Raw genomic sequence first — 20339 nt, 5'->3', positions numbered from 1 at the left:
TTGTTACTTTGTAGTTCCATTTCCAGCATTTAACAGAATCCCGTTTTTATAATGTCACAGCCAAAAGTAGTATTAGCGTTCAGCGGAGGATTAGATACCTCCTTTTGTGTTAAATATTTAGCCGAGGATAAAGGTTATGAAGTTCATTCTGTTCTGGTGGATACCGGCGGCTTTTCCGATGAAGAACTAAGAACGATTGAAGCCAATGCGTACGCTCTTGGCGTAAAAAAACATGCAACGATTTCCAAGACGAGCGATTATTATAACGATTGCATTAAATACCTGATCTTCGGAAATGTTCTTAAAAACAATACGTATCCGCTTTCCGTAAGTGCAGAACGCGTGTTTCAGGCGGTTGCCGTTGCTGAATACGCCAAAGAAATTGGCGCAAATGCCATTGCACACGGAAGTACCGGAGCCGGAAACGATCAGGTTCGTTTTGACATGGCTTTTCGCATCATCATTCCGGAAGCTGAAATTATAACGCCGATCCGCGACCTTAAACTTTCCCGCGAAGCGGAAATCGAATATCTGACCAATAAAGGCGTCGGCCGCGAATGGGCGAAAGCAGCTTACAGCATCAATAAAGGACTTTGGGGAACTTCCGTTGGCGGAAAAGAAACACTGACTTCTGAACAATATCTGCCGGAATCGGCATGGCCTACGCAGGTTTCCAAAACCGAGCCTGAAAAAATAACGCTTGAATTTGTAAAGGGCGAATTGAAAGCAGTTGCTGGAGAGACTTTCGAGAATCCGGTTCAGGCCATTCAGAAGCTGGCAGCAATTGCGCAGCCTTTCGGAATCGGGCGAGATATTCACGTCGGCGATACGATTATCGGTATCAAAGGCCGTGTCGGCTTTGAAGCTGCTGCGCCATTGATCATCATTAAAGCGCATCATACGCTTGAAAAACACGTGCTAAGCGAGCAGCAGCTTTACTGGAAAGAACAACTTTCAAACTGGTACGGAAGTCTGCTGCATAAAGGTCAGTTTGTAGAACCGGTGATGCGCAACATTGAAGCTTTCCTAACGGACACGCAATCGCATGTTACGGGAAAAGTTCATGTTTTTCTGGCACCCTACCGTTTTCATGTGGAAGGAATCAAATCACCGTTTGACCTGATGTCCTCCAAATTTGGCAGTTACGGCGAAATGAACAATGCCTGGACCGGCGATGACGTGCGCGGGTTCTCAAAAGTAGCTTCCAACCAAGTGATGATTTTCCAGAAAGTAAGTGAGTCTGCAGAAGATTAAATGAGTTACAATTTTTAAACAAGTTTAATCCATGGACTCATTAATAAATAACATTGCAAATCCTATCAACATAGGAATAATTGGTGCGGCGGGATATACAGGCGGGGAACTGATCCGGATTCTGATTAATCATCCGAATGTAAAAATCGCTTTTGCACATAGTAAAAGTCAGGCTGGAAAACCGGTTTATGCAACGCATACGGATCTTCTGGGCGATACAGAACTGGTTTTTACTGTAAATGATATTCAGACATTATTGAATGAAACGGATCTTCATGCCATTTTCCTTTGTTCCGGACATGGCGAATCAAAAAAATTTCTGTCCGAATTTTCCGTTCCGGATGCTGTAAAAATTATTGATCTAAGTACCGATTTCCGGAATGAATCGGAAGGATTTATTTATGGTTTGCCGGAGCTGCAAAGAGAAAAAATAAAATCTGCGACCAAAATTGCAAATCCCGGCTGTTTCGCAACAAGTATAGAACTGGCAATTCTTCCATTGGCAAGTGCCGGATTGATTCAGGATGAAATTCATGTCAGCGCAGTTACGGGAAGTACAGGCGCAGGTCAGGCATTGAGCCCGACAACGCATTTTACATGGCGGAACAACAACGTTTCGATTTATAAGGCGTTCACGCATCAGCATTTAACCGAAATCAACATGAGCGTCGGGAAATTGCAGAACGGATTTGATCAAGCCATTAATTTTATTCCATACCGCGGCGATTACACGCGCGGTATTATGGCCAATGTTTACACGACTTTCAGCGGCACCATTGAAGAAGCAAAAAGTCTGTACAAAGATTATTACGCATCGCATCCTTTTACGCATGTAAGTGATATGCCGGTTGATCTGAAACAGGTTGTTAATACCAATAAATGCCTGATCAGCCTGGAAGTTCATGATGGAAAGCTGTTGATTACAAGCATTATAGACAATCTCACAAAAGGTGCTTCCGGACAGGCTGTACAAAATTTAAACCTGCTTTTCGGATTGTCGGAAGATGCCGGATTGAGACTGAAAGCACCCGCTTTTTAATTATTAAGTAAAAATCAGAAGACATCTTAATCAAACGGAAATGTCACATTTATTTGATGTATACCCTATTTACGATATAGAGCCGGTCAAGGCGCAGGGCAGCTATTTGTGGGATCAGAACGGGACTAAATACCTGGATCTGTATGGCGGGCATGCTGTTATTTCCGTCGGCCATTGCCACCCTTATTATGTTGAAATGCTGACCAAGCAGCTTCATGCAATAAGCTTTTACTCCAATTCGGTTAAAATATCCTTGCAGGAAGAACTTGCTGAGAAACTTGGCGCACTTTCCGGATATCCTGATTACAAGCTGTTTCTATGTAATTCGGGAGCGGAAGCCAACGAAAATGCGTTAAAACTGGCTTCTTTCCATAACGGACGCACAAAGGTTGTTTCCTTCACAAAAAGTTTTCACGGACGTACTGCAGGTGCCGTTGCTGCAACGGACAATCCATCCATTGTTGCTCCGGTAAATTACAATAAGCATGTTTCTTTTCTGCCTTTCAACGATGTTGAGTCATTGGAACAAGGCATTACGGATGAAGTTTGTGCCGTTATCGTAGAAGGGATTCAGGGTGTTGGCGGAATCAATGTTTGTACAGATGAGTTTTTACAGGCATTGAGACGCAAATGCGATGAAACCGGAGCTATTCTCATAATGGATAGCGTACAATGCGGTTACGGGCGTACCGGAAAGTTCTTTTCTTTCCAGTTCAGCGGCATTGAGGCGGATATTATTTCCATGGCAAAAGGAATGGGCAACGGGTTTCCGATCGGAGGAATTCTGATTTCTCCCAAATTCAAGGCAAGCTATGGTTTGCTGGGAACGACTTTTGGCGGAAATCACCTGGCATGTGCCGCCGGCGTTGCTGTTCTGGATATTATGAAAAATGAAAACCTGATGGAAAATGCAGCCGAAATTGGCAATTACCTTTTTAAAGGAATTGAAGAAATCGGCGGATACAAGGAGTTGAGAGGACGCGGGCTGATGATCGGAATAGAATATGATTTTGCAGTGAAGGATTTACGGAACAAACTGCTGTTTGAACATAAAATGTTTACAGGAGTTGCCGGCGCAAATACAATCCGGTTGCTGCCTTCGCTGGCATTGGGCAAAAATGAAGCCGATATGTTCCTCGAAGCTTTGAAAAAAGAAGTATCGGTTGCTGCCATTTGAATTTAATAATTACACCTGAATATTGATATAAAAAGGAACGGTACCTATCCGGAACTTTGCTACTGATCTGAACTGATGAAACATTTTCTTTCCATAAAAGACGTAACCGACTTGAATCAGCTTATTACAAACGGCATCGCTGCAAAGCGTGATCCTTTCAGTAATATAGAGCTTGGTAAAAACAAAACGATCGGACTGCTGTTTTTCAATTCAAGCTTGAGAACCCGGATCAGCACGCAAAAAGCGGCGCAGAATCTTGGGCTTAACGTGATTACAATGAATGTGGGACAAGATGGCTGGGGTCTGGAAATGGAAGAAGGTGTCATCATGAACGGTGATAAAGCGGAACATGTAAAAGAAGCGGCGGCGGTAATCGGCAGTTATTGCGACATGATCGGAATCCGGTCATTTGCGGGTCTTCAGGATCGGGAAAAGGATTACTCAGAAATTGTTTTCGAGCAGTTTAAAAAATATGCCGACGTTCCGATCATCAATCTGGAGTCTGCGACAAGGCATCCGCTGCAATCCCTTGCGGACTGCATTACCATTGAGGAATTCAAGATAAAACAGCGCCCCAAAGTTGTGCTGACATGGCTTCCGCATTTCAAGGCATTGCCGCAGGCCGTTGCCAATTCTTTTTGCGAATGGATGAACCCGATGGATGTTGAGCTGGTTATCACGCATCCCGAAGGCTACGATCTGGCACCGGAATTCGTCGGCAAAGGGCAGGTTATTTATGATCAGGACAAAGCACTGGAAGGAGCCGATTTCGTATATGGAAAAAACTGGTCGTCATACCAGCATTACGGACAAGTACTTACCAGCGATCCTTCCTGGATGATTACCGAAGCCAAGATGGCTTTGACCGACAATGGAAAATTTATGCATTGCCTGCCTTTACGGCGCAATATGAAAGTGGCCGACGAAGTGCTGGACGGCCCGAGATCGCTTGTTATTGAACAAGCGGCAAACCGTGAATGGTCTGCGCAGGCTGTACTTCGCGAAGTGTTGCTGGAATTGTAGTAATTGCAATTCCGCAAACGAACTTTTAAAGATCAGGATGCAGTTAATATTAAATCAGCATCTTCAAAATACCTGAAACCAATACTTGTAATGAGTACCGAAACACTGACTCAGCCTCTAAGAACGACTAAAAAATCAATTCATAAAACGGGCGTTCTGATTGTAAATCTGGGAACGCCGGATACGCCTTCTGTTCCTGACGTACGTAAATACCTGCGTCAGTTTTTAATGGATGAAAGGGTTATAGATATTCCTTATCTGAACAGATGGATGCTTATCAATCTGATTATTGCGCCGTTTCGCGCTCCGAAATCTGCAAAAGTGTACAAGCAGCTCTGGCGGCCTGACGGTTCTCCGCTGAAAATCTATGGCTATTCGGTAAAAGACAAACTCCAGAAAGTGCTTGGTAACGATTATGTCGTGGAACTTGCCATGCGTTACCAAAGCCCGAGCATTGAAAACGGTTTGAAAGAATTAAGAAAACAATGCCTTTCTGAAATTATTGTAGTGCCGTTTTTTCCACAATATGCGTCTGCCTCAACGGGTTCGGTTTACAAAGAAGTCATGCGTGTTGTGCAGGACTGGGAAGTGCTTCCTGAAATTCGTTTTGTAAACCGCTTTTTAGATCATCCCAAGTTCATTCAGGGTTTTGTGGATTTAGGCAAGAAATACATGGCTGAACGTGAATACGATCATTTCGTATTCAGTTATCACGGTTTGCCTGAAAGACAAATTACCAAAGGTGACGTCACGGGAAGTTTTTGTCAGTTTGGAAGCTGCTGCAATCAGCTTGATCACAGAAACCAGCATTGTTACCGTGCACAATGTTTTGAAACCACACGGCTTTTGGTGAAAGGACTCGGGATTCCAGAAGGGAAATACACAACCTGTTTCCAGTCAAGGCTTGGCAAAAATCCATGGATCAAGCCCTACACGGATGAAGTAATTCCTGAACTGACCAAAAAAGGCGTAAAAAATGCACTGGCATTTTCCCCGGCTTTTGTTTCCGACTGTCTGGAAACGACGATTGAAGTGGGTGAAGAATATAAAGAAATTTTTGAAAAAGAAGGCGGCATTCACTGGCAGCTTGTAGAAAGCCTGAACGACAGCGACATCTGGATTGAAGCGCTGGAAGATATGATTAAAAATCCGGCTGTATAATACAGCCGGATTTACGTTTTACAGAGCGATGCTTTCTTTGCGGTACAATGCCGCAAGCGTATTTACAGCATAATCTATTTCTTCTTCAGTATTGTATTTGCCAAATGAAAAACGAACATTGGCGCGGTCCGGATCAATCTGAAGCTCGTTCAGCACATGCGAACCAATTTCCGTTCCGCTCGAACAGGCGCTGCCGCCAGACACGGCAATTCCGGCAATATCCAGATTAAACAGCAGCATATCGCTGATTTCAGAAGGCGGAAGACTTACATTCAGAACTGTATAAAGGCTTTTATCAAGATCGGCCGAATTGCCATTGAAAGTAACGCCTTCAATATTCCCGCGCAGTTTTTCAATCATGCGTGCTTTAAGACCTTTGATGTGCTTTTCATGCGAGTCCATGTCACGATAAGCAATTTCCAGCGCCTTGGCAAGACCGACAATTCCGTAAATATTCTCTGTTCCGCCCCGCATATTGCGTTCCTGAGCACCTCCATGTACAAACGGCACTATCTTGATGCCCGGCCTTACGTATAAAAACCCTACTCCTTTCGGACCGTTGAATTTATGCGCTGCGCCAACAATAAAATTGGTTTTCAATTGCTGCAGATCATGTTTATAATGACCCATTGTCTGTACCGTATCGCAGTGAAAAACCGCATTATGTTTTTCACAGATTGCTCCTGCTGTATCCAGGTCGAGCAGATTGCCGATTTCATTGTTGCCGTGCATCAGGGAAACAAGTGAACGCGGATTTGCAGCCAGCAATGTTTCCAGATGCTCAAGATCTACTTCCCCTTTTTCATTGATATCCACATAACTAAGCTGGATCTGGCCTGTTTTATGAAGATGTTCAAGCGTATGCAGAACGGCATGGTGCTCGATTCGGGAAGTAATGGCATGTTTCAGCCCGAGTGTTTCAATACTGGAACGGATTGCCGTATTATCTGCTTCGGTACCGCCTGAAGTAAAGAATATTTCAGCAGGCGCTGCATTCAGAATACCTGCAATACTCTTTCTTGCTCTTTCTATTGCTGAACGTGCTGCACGTCCCTGTGAATGAATGGAGGACGGATTGCCGTATTGCTCCGTCATGATTGGTAACATTACTTCCAGTACTTCCGGATCAAGGCGGGTAGTGGCAGCATTATCGAGGTAAGCTTTCATACTCAATAATTTAATAAGTCAAACAATGGCATGAAACCAAAGTGTAACTTCATTTTAACAAAAATCACCCGCGGAACGGGTGAAAGTATTTTACAATATGCGGTCATAAAACCGGATTGCTGTTAATTTTTGGGCTCCGAGATAATTTCCTTGATGTCAGAAATAATCTTGTTGGCAAGGTTCGTAGCGGTAGTCTGCGTTTCCGATTCGGAGTATATTCTGATGATCGGCTCTGTATTGGATTTTCGTAAATGCACCCATTCGCGGTCGAATTCAATGCGGACGCCATCTATGGTATTCAGCGGTTGTTTGGAATACCTGGCCTGAATGCGGCTCAATATGTTATCAACATTAATTTCAGGCGTGAGTTCAATTTTATTTTTTGAAATATAATAGTTTGGATAAGACCTGCGCAGGACTGAAGCCGTTTTGCCGAACTTGGCCAGATGAGAAAGGAACAATGCAATTCCCACCAACGCATCCCGGCCATAATGGCTTTCCGGATAAATGATGCCGCCGTTTCCTTCTCCGCCGATAACGGCATTGTTTTCCTTCATTGCATTCACGACATTGACTTCACCAACTGCCGAAGCAAAGTATTTTCCACCGGCTTTTAGGGTAACATCCTTCAATGCAGCTGTGGATGACAAGTTGGAAACCGTATTTCCGGGCGTATTTTTAAGTACATAATCGGCTACGGCCACAAGTGTATATTCTTCTCCGAACGGACTTCCGTCTTCACACATCAGCGCAAGACGGTCCACATCCGGGTCCACAACAATTCCGAGGTTAAATGATCCGTCCTTTAATTCTTTACTGATTTCACGGAGATGCTCCGGAAGCGGTTCCGGGTTATGGGCAAAGTTTCCGGTAGGCTCGCAGTTGAGCTTTTTTATATTTTTTGGAGAAACACCAAGTGCTTCCAGCAACATGGGTACGATAAAGCCGCCTGTGGAATTTACGGCATCAACAACAATTCGGAAATTGGCATTTCTGATCGCGTCAACATCAACCAAAGGAAGTGCAAGTACCTGATCCAGATGTTTCTGAATATAGGTATCATCTGAACTGTAACTTCCCAGTTTTTTAACATCTGCAAATACGAAATCTTCCTGGTCAGCGATTCTTAAAACTTCTTCGCCTTCGGACTCTGAAATAAATTCGCCGTCATGATTCAGAAGTTTAAGTGCGTTCCATTGAATAGGATTGTGACTTGCTGTAAGAATAATTCCGCCTGCTGCTGCCTCGGCAATAACTGCAATTTCTACGGTCGGCGTAGTAGAAAGACCAAGGTCTATAACATGCAGTCCAACGCCCTGCAATGTACCTGCTACCAGCCGGCTGATCATTTCACCCGATAACCTTGCATCTCTTCCGATCACCACTTTGGTATTCTGTGGATTGGTGCGTCTGAGCCAGGTTCCGTATGCCGCTGAAAATTTAACAACATCAATCGGAGTCAGCGCCTCACCCGATTTTCCACCCACAATACCTCTGATTCCTGAGATAGATTTGATTAATGTCACGATCTAGAATTCCTCTTTTTGTTTGGTTGCAAAAATACTAAATTTCCCTCTCTGCTGCCGGTTTTTCTTCAAACAAAAACAACATTCGGATTTGTGTATTTTCTGCCGGTCAAAGCAGCTCTATACGTACGTTCGTCAGCAAACGGGAACCTGAATAGCCGAGAAAAGAACCCATAACCGGTGCCAGCTTGTCGAAATCTGCCGAAGCACCCATACTTATATGCCTGTCTACTACGGATTTGCCTTCTGTCGGATCAAAGCCCCGCCATCCTGCGCCGGGCAAATATACTTCCGCCCATGCATGCAATTCGTGTGCCTGCTGAGGATTTCCGTACAAATAACCACTTACAAATCTTGCCGCAATACCTGCACTTCTGCAAGCACTAATGTACAACCGGGCAAATTCCCGGCATGAACCGCTGTGGCTGTCCAGTGTCTCAGCCGGTGCAAAGGCACTTCCGTATGCACGGCTCCGGTATGTAAAAGTGGAACTGATATGCCTGCTGAGCTCTACAAGAAACGGTATGGTTTGCCCATCAACCTGATCAGCAATTTCCTTTGCAAATGTTTCAACCTGAGCAGTCAGGTCACTTTTATCAAGGTAAGGAATCAGATATTTGAAGGTGCTGTTATCATATAGAAAAGGAATCCTGCTTGTCTCGAAAGGAAACAGGACAAAATCAAAAACATTCACAGGCTCCGAACTGACCGTCATTTCGGCTTCCACCAGCAAACGGCTGCAAGGCTGATTGTAAAAATAGACAAGATGCTGAACGTTCCCCTCGGCATCCACATTTTTTACCACTTTGGAAGGCAGCGGATCAATATACAGGGAATAGTCCAGCAATCGCTGATGCGGATAGGACCTCGGATAAAGATAAAGTACATGCGTTGTCAGTACAACCGGGGAGTCGTACCGGTATTCAAGCGTATGCCGGACTTTCAGTTTCATGAAATTTCTATTTTCCAAAAGCGGTATGAATCCGAACAGACCTGAAAAGCAGTTGTTTCAACATTAATTCATCCATTGCGTCCTGAAATGGCCCGAAGAAGTTTGTCCCATCGACTGGCTTTGCGACTGTCCGGTATCCAATCCGAAGTACATGTCAAAAATCGCATTGTCTACTTCGTTATTTTTTACCTGAAACTGGTCCAGATATTCATGCAAACCCATTTTGAACACATCTTCCACTTCGGTAAATTCCAGTTCACTGCGGATTTTGCTCAATGCACGTTCAGCCGGGTTCGTATGTCCGCGTTCGGGAATAGAACCTGCAATGGCGTACAGAGAAAGTTCCGCCTGCCGTACACAGTAGGCAATGGATCTTGGAAAAAGCTTGTCCAGGATCAGAAATGCCACAATGTTCATGGGCGTCAAGGCTCTGTGCGTTTGCCTGTACATATTATAAGCACTTACGGATTTCAGCACCGCTGTCCAGAGCATCAGATCAAGCGTGGAACCGGAAGTTCCGGAATCCTGAAGAAGCGTAAAATACTTGACGTCGAGAAAGCGCGAACATTTGTCTGCACGCTCGATATGCCTTCCGAGCCGGCCAAAATGCCATGCTTCGTTGCGTGTAATGGAAGCGTCCACAACGCCGTGAAAAAGCTGGCAGTTTTTACGGATGTCCGTAAAGTAGGATTGCATATGATCCATATTCCGGAAATGGTCCGGTGAAGTTCCGCGTATCGAAAGGTAAAAAGTATTGATGCTTTCCCACATTTCCTTGGAAATGGTTTCCCGTATCGTGCGGGCATTTTCCCGGGCTTCATACAGGCAGCTTATGATGGAATTGGGGTTCCGCTTGTCAAATGTCATGAAATGGATAACATCTTCCTTTGTAGGCTTTTCGTAATATTTGTAAAAAAGGAAATGATCGGCAGTTGCAATCAAAAGCGGTTCCCATTGCTCATCAACATCCGGAGGAAGATCCAACGCAAGATTAAAATTGACTCCTACAAAACGGGCATAGTTTTCAGCCCGTTCCATGTAACGATTCATCCAGTAAATTGAATTGGCAACTCGGCTAAGCATAAATAAAAGGTAATATCTTTAAAATGATTAATCAAAATAATTACTAAGCAGTCAATTCAAAATACCTAATAAAATTCTGCAAATACAAGGATATGCGAAAAGTAATATAAGTTCACAAAAGATTCTAATTCTGGCGTTTTCTGATGAAATGCCCCGGGCCTTTCTGAAAAGGTTAATTTTCGTAAATTAACAGGTCTTAAATCATAACCCGTTATTCTGTGTCAAATAAAGAACAATTTATTGCAGCCATTCAGAAATCGTACAAAACGGACAGGCCCGTTATCCATTTGGGATCAGCTATTCTGGATGGTGAAATACTAACCGAAGCGCGCGTAAACCTGCCCTTGCGGATGATGAACAGGCACGGGCTCGTTGCAGGTGCTACCGGCTCCGGAAAAACCCGTACCCTGCAGTTGCTTGCCGAACAGCTTTCGGCGGCGGGGGTGCCTGTTTTCATGTCGGATATCAAAGGAGATTTGTCCGGGATTGCACAGCCGGGAACAGTCAATGCTGCCATGCAGGAACGCTCCGAAATACTCGGAACTTCCTTTGAACCAAAGGGCTATCCGGTCGAACTGTATTCACTGAGCGGACAGAAAGGTGCGCAGATGCGTGCTACTGTTCTGGAATTCGGTCCGGTGCTGCTTTCTAAAATATTCGAGCTGAACGAAACGCAGTCGGGTGTTTTGTCGGTTCTTTTTAAATATGCTGACGACAAGGATCTGCCGATGGTTGATCTGAATGACCTTAAAAAAGTACTCCATTATCTGGCAGAAGGTCCGGGTGCAGCCGAAATCAAAGCGGATTACGGAAGCATTTCATCTTCCACAGCGGGTACAATCTTAAGAAAAATCGTTGCGCTGGAACAACAGGGTGTCGGAACCATATTCGGGGAAAAATCTTTTGAAATTACCGACCTGATCGACCGTGTGGACGGACAGGGCGTAATCAGTCTGCTCAATATTTCGGATGTTCAGGACAAGCCCGCCTTGTTCTCCACGTTCATGCTCAGCCTGCTTGCCGAATTGTATCAGAAACTGCCGGAAGCCGGCGATCTGGACAAACCGAAGCTTGTATTTTTTCTCGATGAAGCGCACTTGCTTTTCAAAGGTGCACCCAAAGCGTTTCTGGACCAGATTGAACAGGTTGTCAGACTGATCCGGTCAAAAGGCGTCGGAATTTTCTTTTGTACCCAAATGGCGCAGGATATTCCCGTTTCGGTACTTTCCCAGCTTGGAAACCGTGTCCAGCATGTATTAAGGTCGTTTACACCGCAGGATGCAGATGCTTTAAAACAAACGGTGAAGACTTATCCGAAATCGGACTTTTACGAAATTGACCAGATTCTTACAACACTCGGAATCGGGCAGGCACTGATCACGGTTTTGAACGAAAAAGGAATTCCGACGGAAGTTGCTGCCACACATTTGCTGCCGCCGACATCGGTTATGGGTCCTATGGTGCAGGCAGATTACGAAAACCATATCAGGCAGTCGAGCCTTTATGCCAAATACAAAGATCCTGTCGATCCTGAAAGTGCTTACGAAATACTGACCCGAAGAATGGAAGAACATGCCCGAACGGAGGCTGTCAGCAAAGAGGAAAAAAAGCCTGCTCCCAGAAGAGAGAAAGAAGAAAAAAGCGTTGTTTCAGAAGCATTGTCGTCGCCATTGGCCAAGCAAATCGGCCGGGAAGTTGTACGGGGTGTTTTCGGAATGCTGTTTGGCAAATCCACTTCGAGAACCAGAAAAACAGGCGGAGGCTTGTTCGGGTTTTAACAGATAAAAAGCCGCAGCCGTTGATGTACGGCTGCGGCTGTAAACGTTGTTAATCCGTTATTTTTACCGAAATCTTCTGCCCGGCTGCGGGAACATCAAAAGCGCAATCAGTGAATTTCGGGGCGGAGAATTTCGGACGGAAGTCTTTGCTGAAACCGTACGGTTCCTTTGGTATTCCGACCAGATTTTTATCCATTTCATTGTTGTTGTTCAGATCGTGATAAACAGCCAGTGCATACCGGCCGGGTTCCAGTTCAAAGGTAGCGTTCTGATTTCCGGCAGACTGAACATCAATCAGCTTGTAAATGCCCGGTTTGTCGCCACCAAATTTTTCATTGGGTTTGTAGATTCCGATCCAGAGTTTGCCTTTAGCCTTTTTTACATTCGTAATTTCTACATTCAATGTAGTTTTTGGCGCTGAGCCAAAATTCAGAAATGCGTACAGAACAGATAAAATCAGTAATTTCATTTTGCGTCTTTGTTTTTTGTTTGCCATCCGACCACACATCGGTGATCGGAAAGTTTATCCAGATTTTCTTTTACTGCGAGCCTTGTTTTTGCGTTATCAAAGGCGTGCCGGTATGTTTCCTTCAACTCTCTCCGCTTGATTGCTTCCAGAAACCGGCGCGCATCTTCCTCATTTTCCAGCAACAGTTCCGGCACAAGCGCTGGTTTGTCATCACTTCCTTTTGCAACCATGGTCACATAGGACGTATTGGTATGGCGCTGGATCCCGGTACGCACATTTTCTGCAATCACCCGTATTCCGATCACCAGCGAAGTTCTTCCGACATAATTAACCGATGCATGCAGTGAAACCAGATCGCCCACTTCAACAGGCTCTAAAAAATCCACGCCATCCACAGAAACCGTAACACAATAATTTCCGGCATGCCGCGCCGCACAGGAATAAGCAACTTTATCCATCAGCGAAAGCAGGATTCCGCCATGTATTTTCCCGCCGAAATTAGCATAAGAAGGAATCATCAGTTCAGTTAATGTAGTCTGCGAAAAACGTACGGAGCGAGGTTCCATATTCATAAAATAGAGGGCAATGAGCTTATTTATTTAAGAAAACCGTCTTGCCGGATTTTGCAGAAGTCCTGGCTGCTTCCAGAATTTCAACCACCGTTACATTGACCGGCAGTCCGTACAGATCATTTTTATCCAGCTTCAGTCGCCCCTGAACGACGTCGGCCAGAACGGAAAACGGATCGGTATAAGGAGCAGGCCGCGGGTCCAGCTTAATGGTTTCTTCGGGTGATTTTTCATTAAGCCTTTGTCTTACAACCGTTGGATTTACGGCAACAGCATAGCCTTTGTTTCCATACACTTCCATGTCTTTTCTTGCAAAAGACCAGTTCCACGAGCCCTGAATGATGCATTGCGCTTTCGGGTATTGCAAAATAATGGATGCTTCGTCATCCACGTTCTTGTAAATGTCCGGCTTATTCTGATGCGTAACGGCCGTTACGGAAACCGGGCGCTCCCCTTTCAGCAGCCAAGTCATGAGATTGGCACCGTAACATCCGAAATCGATCAATGCGCCTGCGCCGTTCTTTTCCGGATCGGTCAGTATCTCAAAAAATTCCTTACTAACACCGATTTCCTTTGGTCCCTGATGACCGTCATTGACCATTACTTTTCTTATATCGCCCAGTTTCCCCTGCTGCACCAGATCATTGACGTACTGATTACTTGCATACCAGGAAGTCTCGTAATTGGTCAGTACCTGAATGGCATTCTGTTCCGCGAGTTTCCGAATTTCCTTTGCATCAGAAAAAGTGGTGGCCAAAGGTTTTTCCACCATCACATGGATTTTCCGGGGTGCGCATGCACGGACAATCGTAATGTGTTCATTTATTGCCCCAAATGCAGAAACCGCTTCCGGTTTTACCTGGTCCAGCATTTTGTTGAGATCTGAGAAAAACAGTTTTTTATCCAGTTTGTATTTTTCGGCAAAAAGATTCACCAGTTCAGGATTCGGCTCATAAATACCGACGAGTTCCATGTCTTTCTTATCAGCGCGGTTAAATACCCAGCCTACATGGCCATGACTCAGGCCGGCCACTGCAAGCCGCACGGGCGACTGGGCCATTGTATTTATACTTAATAAACCCATCAATAATAACAATGCTGTTTTCATAATTCAGGACAATTTATCAATGATATCTTTAATGACTTCCTGCAGATAGGCGCCGTTGTATGGCCCGTACCAGTTCATGGTTTTGGTTTCATAAAGGTCGCGGTCAAAATACTTGTCATGCGTAATGTATCCGATATACCCCCCGTTGAAACTGGTTACGATCAGATTAAGACCCTTTGTTTTGGCATATGCATCCAGACCGGCCACGAGCTCGCCGGAAAAGTCGCACGGCATGCCGACCAGCAGCATATTCCCGATCCTCAATGCTTTTATATAAACAGGATATTCGCCGAATGCTTTTTTGAAAGCCCACGGACGCAAAACAATGTTCATCGTGAGCCGGGGCGTAGGCTCACGCAGCGGAAGCGGCAATGTCACGGCCTCCAGAACGGCGCCTTTCGTTTCGGCTTTTACCGAATTTTCGGAAAGTATTGCCTGCTGTACGCCGTATGCCTGGTTTTTCACTTCATCAAAATCGTCCTTGCCTTTTTCTATCGGGCCCATGCTTCCTACTGCTCCGGCCATATACATGGCAAAATCATACCGGTCTTTTTCAAGCGAATCCACGAGCATGCCCGGATAATCGCGTGACAAAACGATGTTGGATGAATTCAGGACTGTGGAATGCGCCGCATAGGAACTCAGAATGGCTTTTTTACCATTCTTTGTCACAAAAGCTGCCGAACGGATTTCCGGATCTATTTCTCCTTCTTCGCCTACAAGCCTGTTCCGGATATCCAGCGAATCCAGGGATTCCATATAAGTAAGCTGCGCGGGTTCCATTTCGGCTTTTGCCTTTACAATGGCCTGATAAAATGCATCAGCAAGCCTTTCCACTGTTTCGGGATCGTATTTCCCTGAAAAAAACAAGGATGAAATTCCGGTTCCCCAGCCGCCCACGCTGTTATGGCTGTGCGTTGCACCGAAAAAAACCTGATCAAACGGAATTTCCTTTTCGGTAAGCCGGGATTGTAATAGTTTAATGACGGTCGGCGGAATAATGAGCAGGTCGGCAGCGACAATTGCTGCCTTTGTAATGCCGTTATCGAGCACAATTGCTCTTACATATACCGAATCATGCACGCTGGTGTAAACTTTTCCTCTTCTTTTGCCGTATCCGGCTGTCGGTGTCGGTGAAGGCGGCGTAATATTCACTTTTGCCCATCCTGCCCTGAATTCCTTGTTTGCTCCCGAAGTATCGGATTTTACCTGACCAATAATCTTTTTCCATTGACGATAGTAAGGCATTTCCCTGTAAGGCGTGCTGTCCATGGTTGTAATCATGGTGGCAACTGTAAGCAATAAAAGCAGAATTACTGAACCAATTACAATAAAAAGGATTTTAACAAATTTCATTTGCACTTTTCTTTGGAAGGTTATTCACGTAAAGATAAATAAACAGCCTGAATAAAAATGATAATAAAAAAGGGAGGTCTTCGGAATGCCGGTTATCACAAAAAAACCCGGCAAAGCCTTGAAAAGCTGTCGGGTTTCCATTACGATATCAAAAATGATCCGAAATCAGGATTGTTTTATCAGTTGTATGCTGGCAATCAGTTTTACATCTTCACCGATTACAAGTCCGCCGGCATCGGTAAGCTGCATGTAGTTCAGGCCGAACTCCTGCCTGCTGAGCCTTCCTTCTACGTCGAAACCTACGCGTATATTCCCTTCTGCATCGCGTTCGGAGCCGTTGTATTCGGCATCCAGTTCAATGGGCTTGGTGATTCCTTTCAAGGTCAGAAGTCCCGAAAGCTTGTAGGCATCGCCTTTCACCTTATGAAAATAATTGGACTGAAACGTAATGTGCGGATATTGCTCGGCATCAAAAAAATCAGCCGATTTCAGGTGCTCGTCACGCTTGTCCACGTTGGTATCGATACTGTTTACGTCCAGTGAAAAGTGTATTTCTGCATTTTCAAAGTTATTCAGATCCGAAGTCGCCCCGCCTTCGAAATTGTTGAAAGAGCCGGTGATTGTGGAAATTACAAGATGCTTGATCTTGAATTGTACATCAGAATGTACCGGGTCTACTATCCATTTTGTGACTGACATAATAATTAATTTAGGGATTTCACAATGCTACTATTGGCTGAAATTAATATTCCTGTATGACAAACACTCATTAAAATATTTTAATCCCGGATGCGGGAATGTAATTCAAAATAATGGCACGCAATTTATTATTTGCATGTTACAATGAGATTTACAAAGCTTCACTAAAATCGAACAATACATGAAAATGAAGGGAAGAAGCATATTTACGTATGACGTATATGCTCCCACTACGGTAACAACCATGTTACGCCCGCGACGTCAGGAAGGACAGTCTATTATCATGGAAGGCTTCAATATCGAACCTTCCGTTCCATTTACCGAATACACGGATTTGTACGGCAATCCATGCCAGCGTACGATTTTACCTGTAGGAAAAGTAACCATCACAACCGAAGTACAGGCGCAGGTAAATCCAACCAAACCGATTCCGGACCCGGCACCCGCATACGTGCTGGTGGGCGATTTGCCCGATGATGTCATGCATTATATTCTGCCAAGCCGCTACTGCCAGTCGGATTTGCATGAAATCAACATGCTTGCCATGGAAATAGCCGGGAACCTTACGCCCGGATACGCGCAGGTGGAAGCCATCCGAACCTGGATTCATCAGAACATAAAATATCAGTACGGCGTTACAAATGCAAGCACGACTGCATTGGACGTTGCCCGGAACCGTATAGGCGTCTGCCGTGACTTTACACACCTGGCGATTGCGCTGTGCCGGAATTTATGCATCCCTACGCGTATGACCGTCGGTTATCTCGACAGACTGGAAGTAATGGATCTTCATGCCTGGTTTGAAGTTTATATTGGCGGAGAATGGTTCACTTTTGATGCGGTACAGGAAAAAACCGATGGTTACCGCATTGAAATTGCGCATGGCCGTGATGCCGCAGATGTAGCCATGGTAACGCAGTATGGAAACGCAACGCTGCAATCCCTGCATGTGGAGGCCGAATTGCTGGAACCTGAGCCTGCACAGTAAGTACTAACTATTTATAAAAAAAGGCCATTAACCGGAACAATTTCCTTTTAATGGCCTTTTACTTTGATTAATATATGAGCACTTCATTCATCAGATCACATTCAGATCCCGTCCTACTTTCGTAAATGCAGCAACAGCCTTTTCAAGATGTTCCTGCTCATGTCCGGCAGAAATCTGAACCCTGATCCGGGCTTTGCCCTGCGGTACAACGGGGTAAAAAAATCCGATTACATAAATGCCTTCTTCCAGCAGTCTGGCGGCAAATTCCTGCGCCAGCTTTGCATCATAAAGCATAACGGGCACAATGGGATGCTCGCCGGGAAGAATATCAAATCCGGCATTGGTCATTTCTTTGCGGAAGTAAGCTGCATTTCTTTCCAGTTTGTCGCGCAGATTTGTAGAAGCAGAAAGCAGGTCCAGTACTTTTATGGACGCTCCGACAATAGAAGGTGCAAGTGTATTGGAAAACAGATAAGGCCGTGAACGCTGGCGCAGGATTTCAACGATTTCCTTTTTTGCTGCCGTAAAACCGCCCGATGCCCCGCCAAGTGCTTTCCCGTACGTTCCGGTAATGATATCAACCCTGCCCATTACATTCCGGAATTCGTGTGTTCCACGGCCTGTTTTCCCCATGAATCCGCTTGCATGGCATTCATCAATCATCACCATTGCATTGTATTTGTCGGCCAGGTCGCAGATTTTATCAAGCTGTGCGATGGTTCCGTCCATGGAAAAAACGCCATCCGTTACAATCAGGATGCGGCGGCTTCCTTTGGCCTGTACGAGTTGCACTTCCAGATCTTCCATACTGTTATGCTTGTAACGGAAACGCTTCGCCTTGCACAACCGGATTCCGTCGATCAAAGACGCATGATTCAGTTCATCCGAAATAATGGCGTCCTCTTCATTCAGTAACGGCTCGAACAAACCGCCGTTTGCATCGAAAGCGGCTGCGTACAGAATACAATCTTCCATGCCCAGGAATTCAGCCGTTTTCCATTCCAGTTCTTTGTGAATATCCTGCGTTCCGCAAATAAAGCGTACAGACGACATTCCGAAACCATGCGTATTGATCGCTTCGATCCCGGCGCGGATTACTTCCGGATGCGAGGATAATCCAAGGTAATTATTGGCGCAAAAATTAAGCACGTCTTTTCCGTCGGTTGCAATACTTGCCGACTGCGGCGTGGTGATCACGCGTTCCTTTTTATATAATCCGGCTGATCTGATACTTTCCAGCTCCTGTTGAAGTTCTTCCTGAATTGATTGGTTCATAATTTCAAATAAGTATTTGCCAAAAATTAGTTGAGGTCAATTGGCTTATATAATTTATTGCATATCAGATATTTATTTTCCTAATGGCTAACTGCTAACAGCTATTTACAAAAACGCACGTTATTGTTTACTGACAGCCTGATATTTCTTTTGTAACTCCGAGATCATTTCTTCCGTCATTTTATCCAGATTGTAAGCCGGCCGCCATGCCCAGTCATTTCTTGCCTGTGCATCGTCTATTTGCCGGGGCCATGAATCCGCGATCTTCTGCCGGAAATCCGGCTTGTAAACGATGCTGAAATCCGGAATTGTTTTGCGGATGCTTGCAGCAATTTCTTCCGGTGAAAAGCTCATTCCGGCCAGATTGTAACTTGTGCGCACTGTAATTTTCTGCTGAGGCGCTTCCATCAAACGGATTGTGGCGTCCATGGCATCACTGATATAAATCATTGGAAGTACGGTGCCTGAGTTCAGAAAACATTCGAAAACTTCCTTTTTAACCGCTTTATGATAAATGTCAACCGCGTAATCCGTAGTTCCTCCGCCCGGCATGGACTGATAACCGATGATTCCGGGATATCTTAATGAACGGACATCAAGCCCGTATCTTTTAAAATAATAATTGGACCAGTTTTCACCCGCAGATTTGCTGATTCCGTAAACAGTTGCCGGATCGAGATAGGACCATTGTGCGGCTTCATCACCGACATGTTCTCCAAAAACGGCAATGGAACTTGGATAAAATACTTTTTTAACGCCGTTTTCTCTGGCTGCTTCCAGTACATTGAAGTACGTCTGCATATTGATATGCCACGTTTCCAAAGGGTTCTGCTCGCCTTTTGCCGAAAGGATGGCAGCAAGATGGTAAATCTGCGTTACTCTGTATTTCCTGACCATTGCAGCCAGCGACGCGGCATTGGTTGCATCCAGTATTTCAAAGCGGCCATTCCGGATCTCGGGAAATTTCAGATCGGAAGCAATCACATGATCACTGCCGTAAATTCCGCGGAGATATTCTGTCAGTACGGATCCGATTTGTCCGTTTGCACCTGTAATCAATACATTTTCATATACCATAATAGCATGTCAGTAAAGCATAAAACACTTGCAATTTGACATTTAAGACTATAAAATTCAATATTTTATACTTTTCCAAGCAAATATTACTGCACTATACCTATTTTGCAAAAAAAATTACTAGTATTTATTAAAATAGCGGCTTTTACAAGTAACTATTATTCAAGTATGGAACAACTGGATAAAATGGATACCAAAATCCTGCGGATCCTTCAGAAGGATGCCAAAAAAACAACCAAGGAAATTGCAACCATGCTTAACCTGACGGTTTCGCCTGTTTATGAAAGAATCCGCCGGCTGGAAAGTCTGGGATTTATCAAACAGTACGTTGCCATTCTGGACAAAAAACTGATCAACAGGCATATTACCACGATTTGCCAGGTTTCCATGCGTTATCATAACGAAGCTTTTATAGAGAAATTTGAGCAGGAAGTCCAGAATCTGGAAGAAGTACAGGAATGTTATCATATGGCGGGGCAAGTGGATTTCCTGCTGAAAATCAACGTAGCCAGCCTGGACGAATACCATGATTTTGTAAAATACAAGCTTTCCAAAATCGATAACATCGGCGTTCTGAACAGCACTTTTGTACTTAAGGAAATCAAGCACACGTCAGAATTTTACATCTGAGCATTGTC

The 20339-nt window shown here is 44.7% G+C and carries 19 protein-coding genes; 8 read left to right on the top strand and 11 right to left on the bottom strand.

Going from position 1 to position 20339, the window contains the following annotated elements:
• Positions 1 to 51 precede the first annotated feature (51 nt).
• The 5 genes from FEM55_RS18220 (at position 52) to hemH (ending at position 5654) form a co-directional block, all read left to right on the top strand.
• The gene (locus FEM55_RS18220) at positions 52 to 1254 is read left to right on the top strand and encodes an argininosuccinate synthase (protein WP_138282825.1); all 1203 of its coding nucleotides are present in this window, start codon (positions 52 to 54) and stop codon (positions 1252 to 1254) included.
• Between the two features lie 31 nt (positions 1255 to 1285).
• Positions 1286 to 2293: an N-acetyl-gamma-glutamyl-phosphate reductase gene (argC, locus tag FEM55_RS18215; RefSeq protein ID WP_138282824.1), complete on the top strand. Its 1008-nt coding sequence runs from the start codon at positions 1286 to 1288 to the stop codon at positions 2291 to 2293.
• A 40-nt stretch (positions 2294 to 2333) separates the two neighbouring features.
• Positions 2334 to 3470, top strand: a complete 1137-nt coding sequence (locus FEM55_RS18210; protein ID WP_138282823.1) for an aspartate aminotransferase family protein — start codon at positions 2334 to 2336, stop codon at positions 3468 to 3470.
• Positions 3471 to 3545: 75 nt separating this feature from the next.
• Positions 3546 to 4493 carry an N-acetylornithine carbamoyltransferase gene (locus FEM55_RS18205; RefSeq protein WP_138282822.1) on the top strand — a complete coding sequence of 316 codons (948 nt, stop codon included), beginning with the start codon at positions 3546 to 3548 and terminating at the stop codon, positions 4491 to 4493.
• Between the two features lie 90 nt (positions 4494 to 4583).
• On the top strand, positions 4584 to 5654 hold the full coding sequence (gene hemH, locus FEM55_RS18200) for a ferrochelatase (RefSeq protein ID WP_138282821.1): 1071 nt from the start codon (positions 4584 to 4586) through the stop codon (positions 5652 to 5654).
• A gap of 18 nt (positions 5655 to 5672) precedes the next feature.
• Here the strand turns inward: hemH and FEM55_RS18195 are convergent, their stop codons facing one another.
• The 4 genes from FEM55_RS18195 to FEM55_RS18180 form a co-directional block, all read right to left on the bottom strand.
• A complete protein-coding gene (locus FEM55_RS18195; RefSeq protein ID WP_138282820.1) occupies positions 5673 to 6821 on the bottom strand; it encodes a cysteine desulfurase family protein in 1149 nt (382 codons plus the stop codon).
• A 122-nt stretch (positions 6822 to 6943) separates the two neighbouring features.
• Positions 6944 to 8347: a phosphoglucosamine mutase gene (glmM, locus tag FEM55_RS18190; RefSeq protein ID WP_138282819.1), complete on the bottom strand. Its 1404-nt coding sequence runs from the start codon at positions 8345 to 8347 to the stop codon at positions 6944 to 6946.
• A 109-nt stretch (positions 8348 to 8456) separates the two neighbouring features.
• On the bottom strand, positions 8457 to 9299 hold the full coding sequence (locus FEM55_RS18185; RefSeq protein ID WP_138282818.1) for a transglutaminase family protein: 843 nt from the start codon (positions 9297 to 9299) through the stop codon (positions 8457 to 8459).
• Between the two features lie 63 nt (positions 9300 to 9362).
• Positions 9363 to 10382: an alpha-E domain-containing protein gene (locus tag FEM55_RS18180; RefSeq protein ID WP_138282817.1), complete on the bottom strand. Its 1020-nt coding sequence runs from the start codon at positions 10380 to 10382 to the stop codon at positions 9363 to 9365.
• 218 nt (positions 10383 to 10600) lie between these two features.
• On the opposite strand from FEM55_RS18180, the gene FEM55_RS18175 reads away from it, so the two are divergent.
• On the top strand, positions 10601 to 12160 hold the full coding sequence (locus FEM55_RS18175) for a helicase HerA-like domain-containing protein (protein WP_138282816.1): 1560 nt from the start codon (positions 10601 to 10603) through the stop codon (positions 12158 to 12160).
• A gap of 49 nt (positions 12161 to 12209) precedes the next feature.
• On the opposite strand, the gene FEM55_RS18170 is transcribed toward FEM55_RS18175, so the two are convergent.
• From FEM55_RS18170 to FEM55_RS18150, 5 genes are all read right to left on the bottom strand, one after another.
• Entirely contained in the window at positions 12210 to 12629 is a 420-nt protein-coding gene (locus tag FEM55_RS18170) for a DUF2141 domain-containing protein (protein WP_161597083.1), read from the bottom strand.
• Entirely contained in the window at positions 12626 to 13195 is a 570-nt protein-coding gene (locus FEM55_RS18165; RefSeq protein ID WP_374756483.1) for an acyl-CoA thioesterase, read from the bottom strand. Before FEM55_RS18165 ends, FEM55_RS18170 begins: the two co-directional genes overlap by 4 nt.
• 25 nt (positions 13196 to 13220) lie before the next feature.
• Positions 13221 to 14306, bottom strand: a complete 1086-nt coding sequence (locus FEM55_RS18160; protein ID WP_138282813.1) for a Gfo/Idh/MocA family protein — start codon at positions 14304 to 14306, stop codon at positions 13221 to 13223.
• Positions 14307 to 14309: 3 nt separating this feature from the next.
• On the bottom strand, positions 14310 to 15662 hold the full coding sequence (locus FEM55_RS18155; RefSeq protein ID WP_138282812.1) for a neutral/alkaline non-lysosomal ceramidase N-terminal domain-containing protein: 1353 nt from the start codon (positions 15660 to 15662) through the stop codon (positions 14310 to 14312).
• A 165-nt stretch (positions 15663 to 15827) separates the two neighbouring features.
• Positions 15828 to 16361 (bottom strand): YceI family protein, encoded by a 534-nt coding sequence (locus FEM55_RS18150; protein ID WP_138282811.1) that lies wholly within the window; start codon positions 16359 to 16361, stop codon positions 15828 to 15830.
• 181 nt (positions 16362 to 16542) lie between these two features.
• Between FEM55_RS18150 and FEM55_RS18145 the strand changes: the two genes are divergently transcribed.
• A complete protein-coding gene (locus tag FEM55_RS18145) occupies positions 16543 to 17349 on the top strand; it encodes a transglutaminase-like domain-containing protein (RefSeq protein ID WP_138282810.1) in 807 nt (268 codons plus the stop codon).
• Between the two features lie 90 nt (positions 17350 to 17439).
• Here FEM55_RS18145 and kbl read toward each other — a convergent pair whose 3' ends face one another.
• Positions 17440 to 18624 (bottom strand): glycine C-acetyltransferase, encoded by a 1185-nt coding sequence (kbl, locus tag FEM55_RS18140; RefSeq protein WP_138282809.1) that lies wholly within the window; start codon positions 18622 to 18624, stop codon positions 17440 to 17442.
• Between the two features lie 120 nt (positions 18625 to 18744).
• Positions 18745 to 19701, bottom strand: a complete 957-nt coding sequence (locus FEM55_RS18135; protein WP_138282808.1) for an NAD-dependent epimerase/dehydratase family protein — start codon at positions 19699 to 19701, stop codon at positions 18745 to 18747.
• Between the two features lie 168 nt (positions 19702 to 19869).
• On the opposite strand from FEM55_RS18135, the gene FEM55_RS18130 reads away from it, so the two are divergent.
• Positions 19870 to 20331 (top strand): Lrp/AsnC family transcriptional regulator, encoded by a 462-nt coding sequence (locus FEM55_RS18130; protein ID WP_138282807.1) that lies wholly within the window; start codon positions 19870 to 19872, stop codon positions 20329 to 20331.
• Positions 20332 to 20339: the final 8 nt, after the last annotated feature.

The sequence above is a fragment of the Dyadobacter sediminis genome, assembly GCF_005860765.1.
GTDB lineage: Bacteria > Bacteroidota > Bacteroidia > Cytophagales > Spirosomataceae > Dyadobacter > Dyadobacter sediminis.
This window is presented reverse-complemented; position numbering and strand designations above follow the sequence as displayed.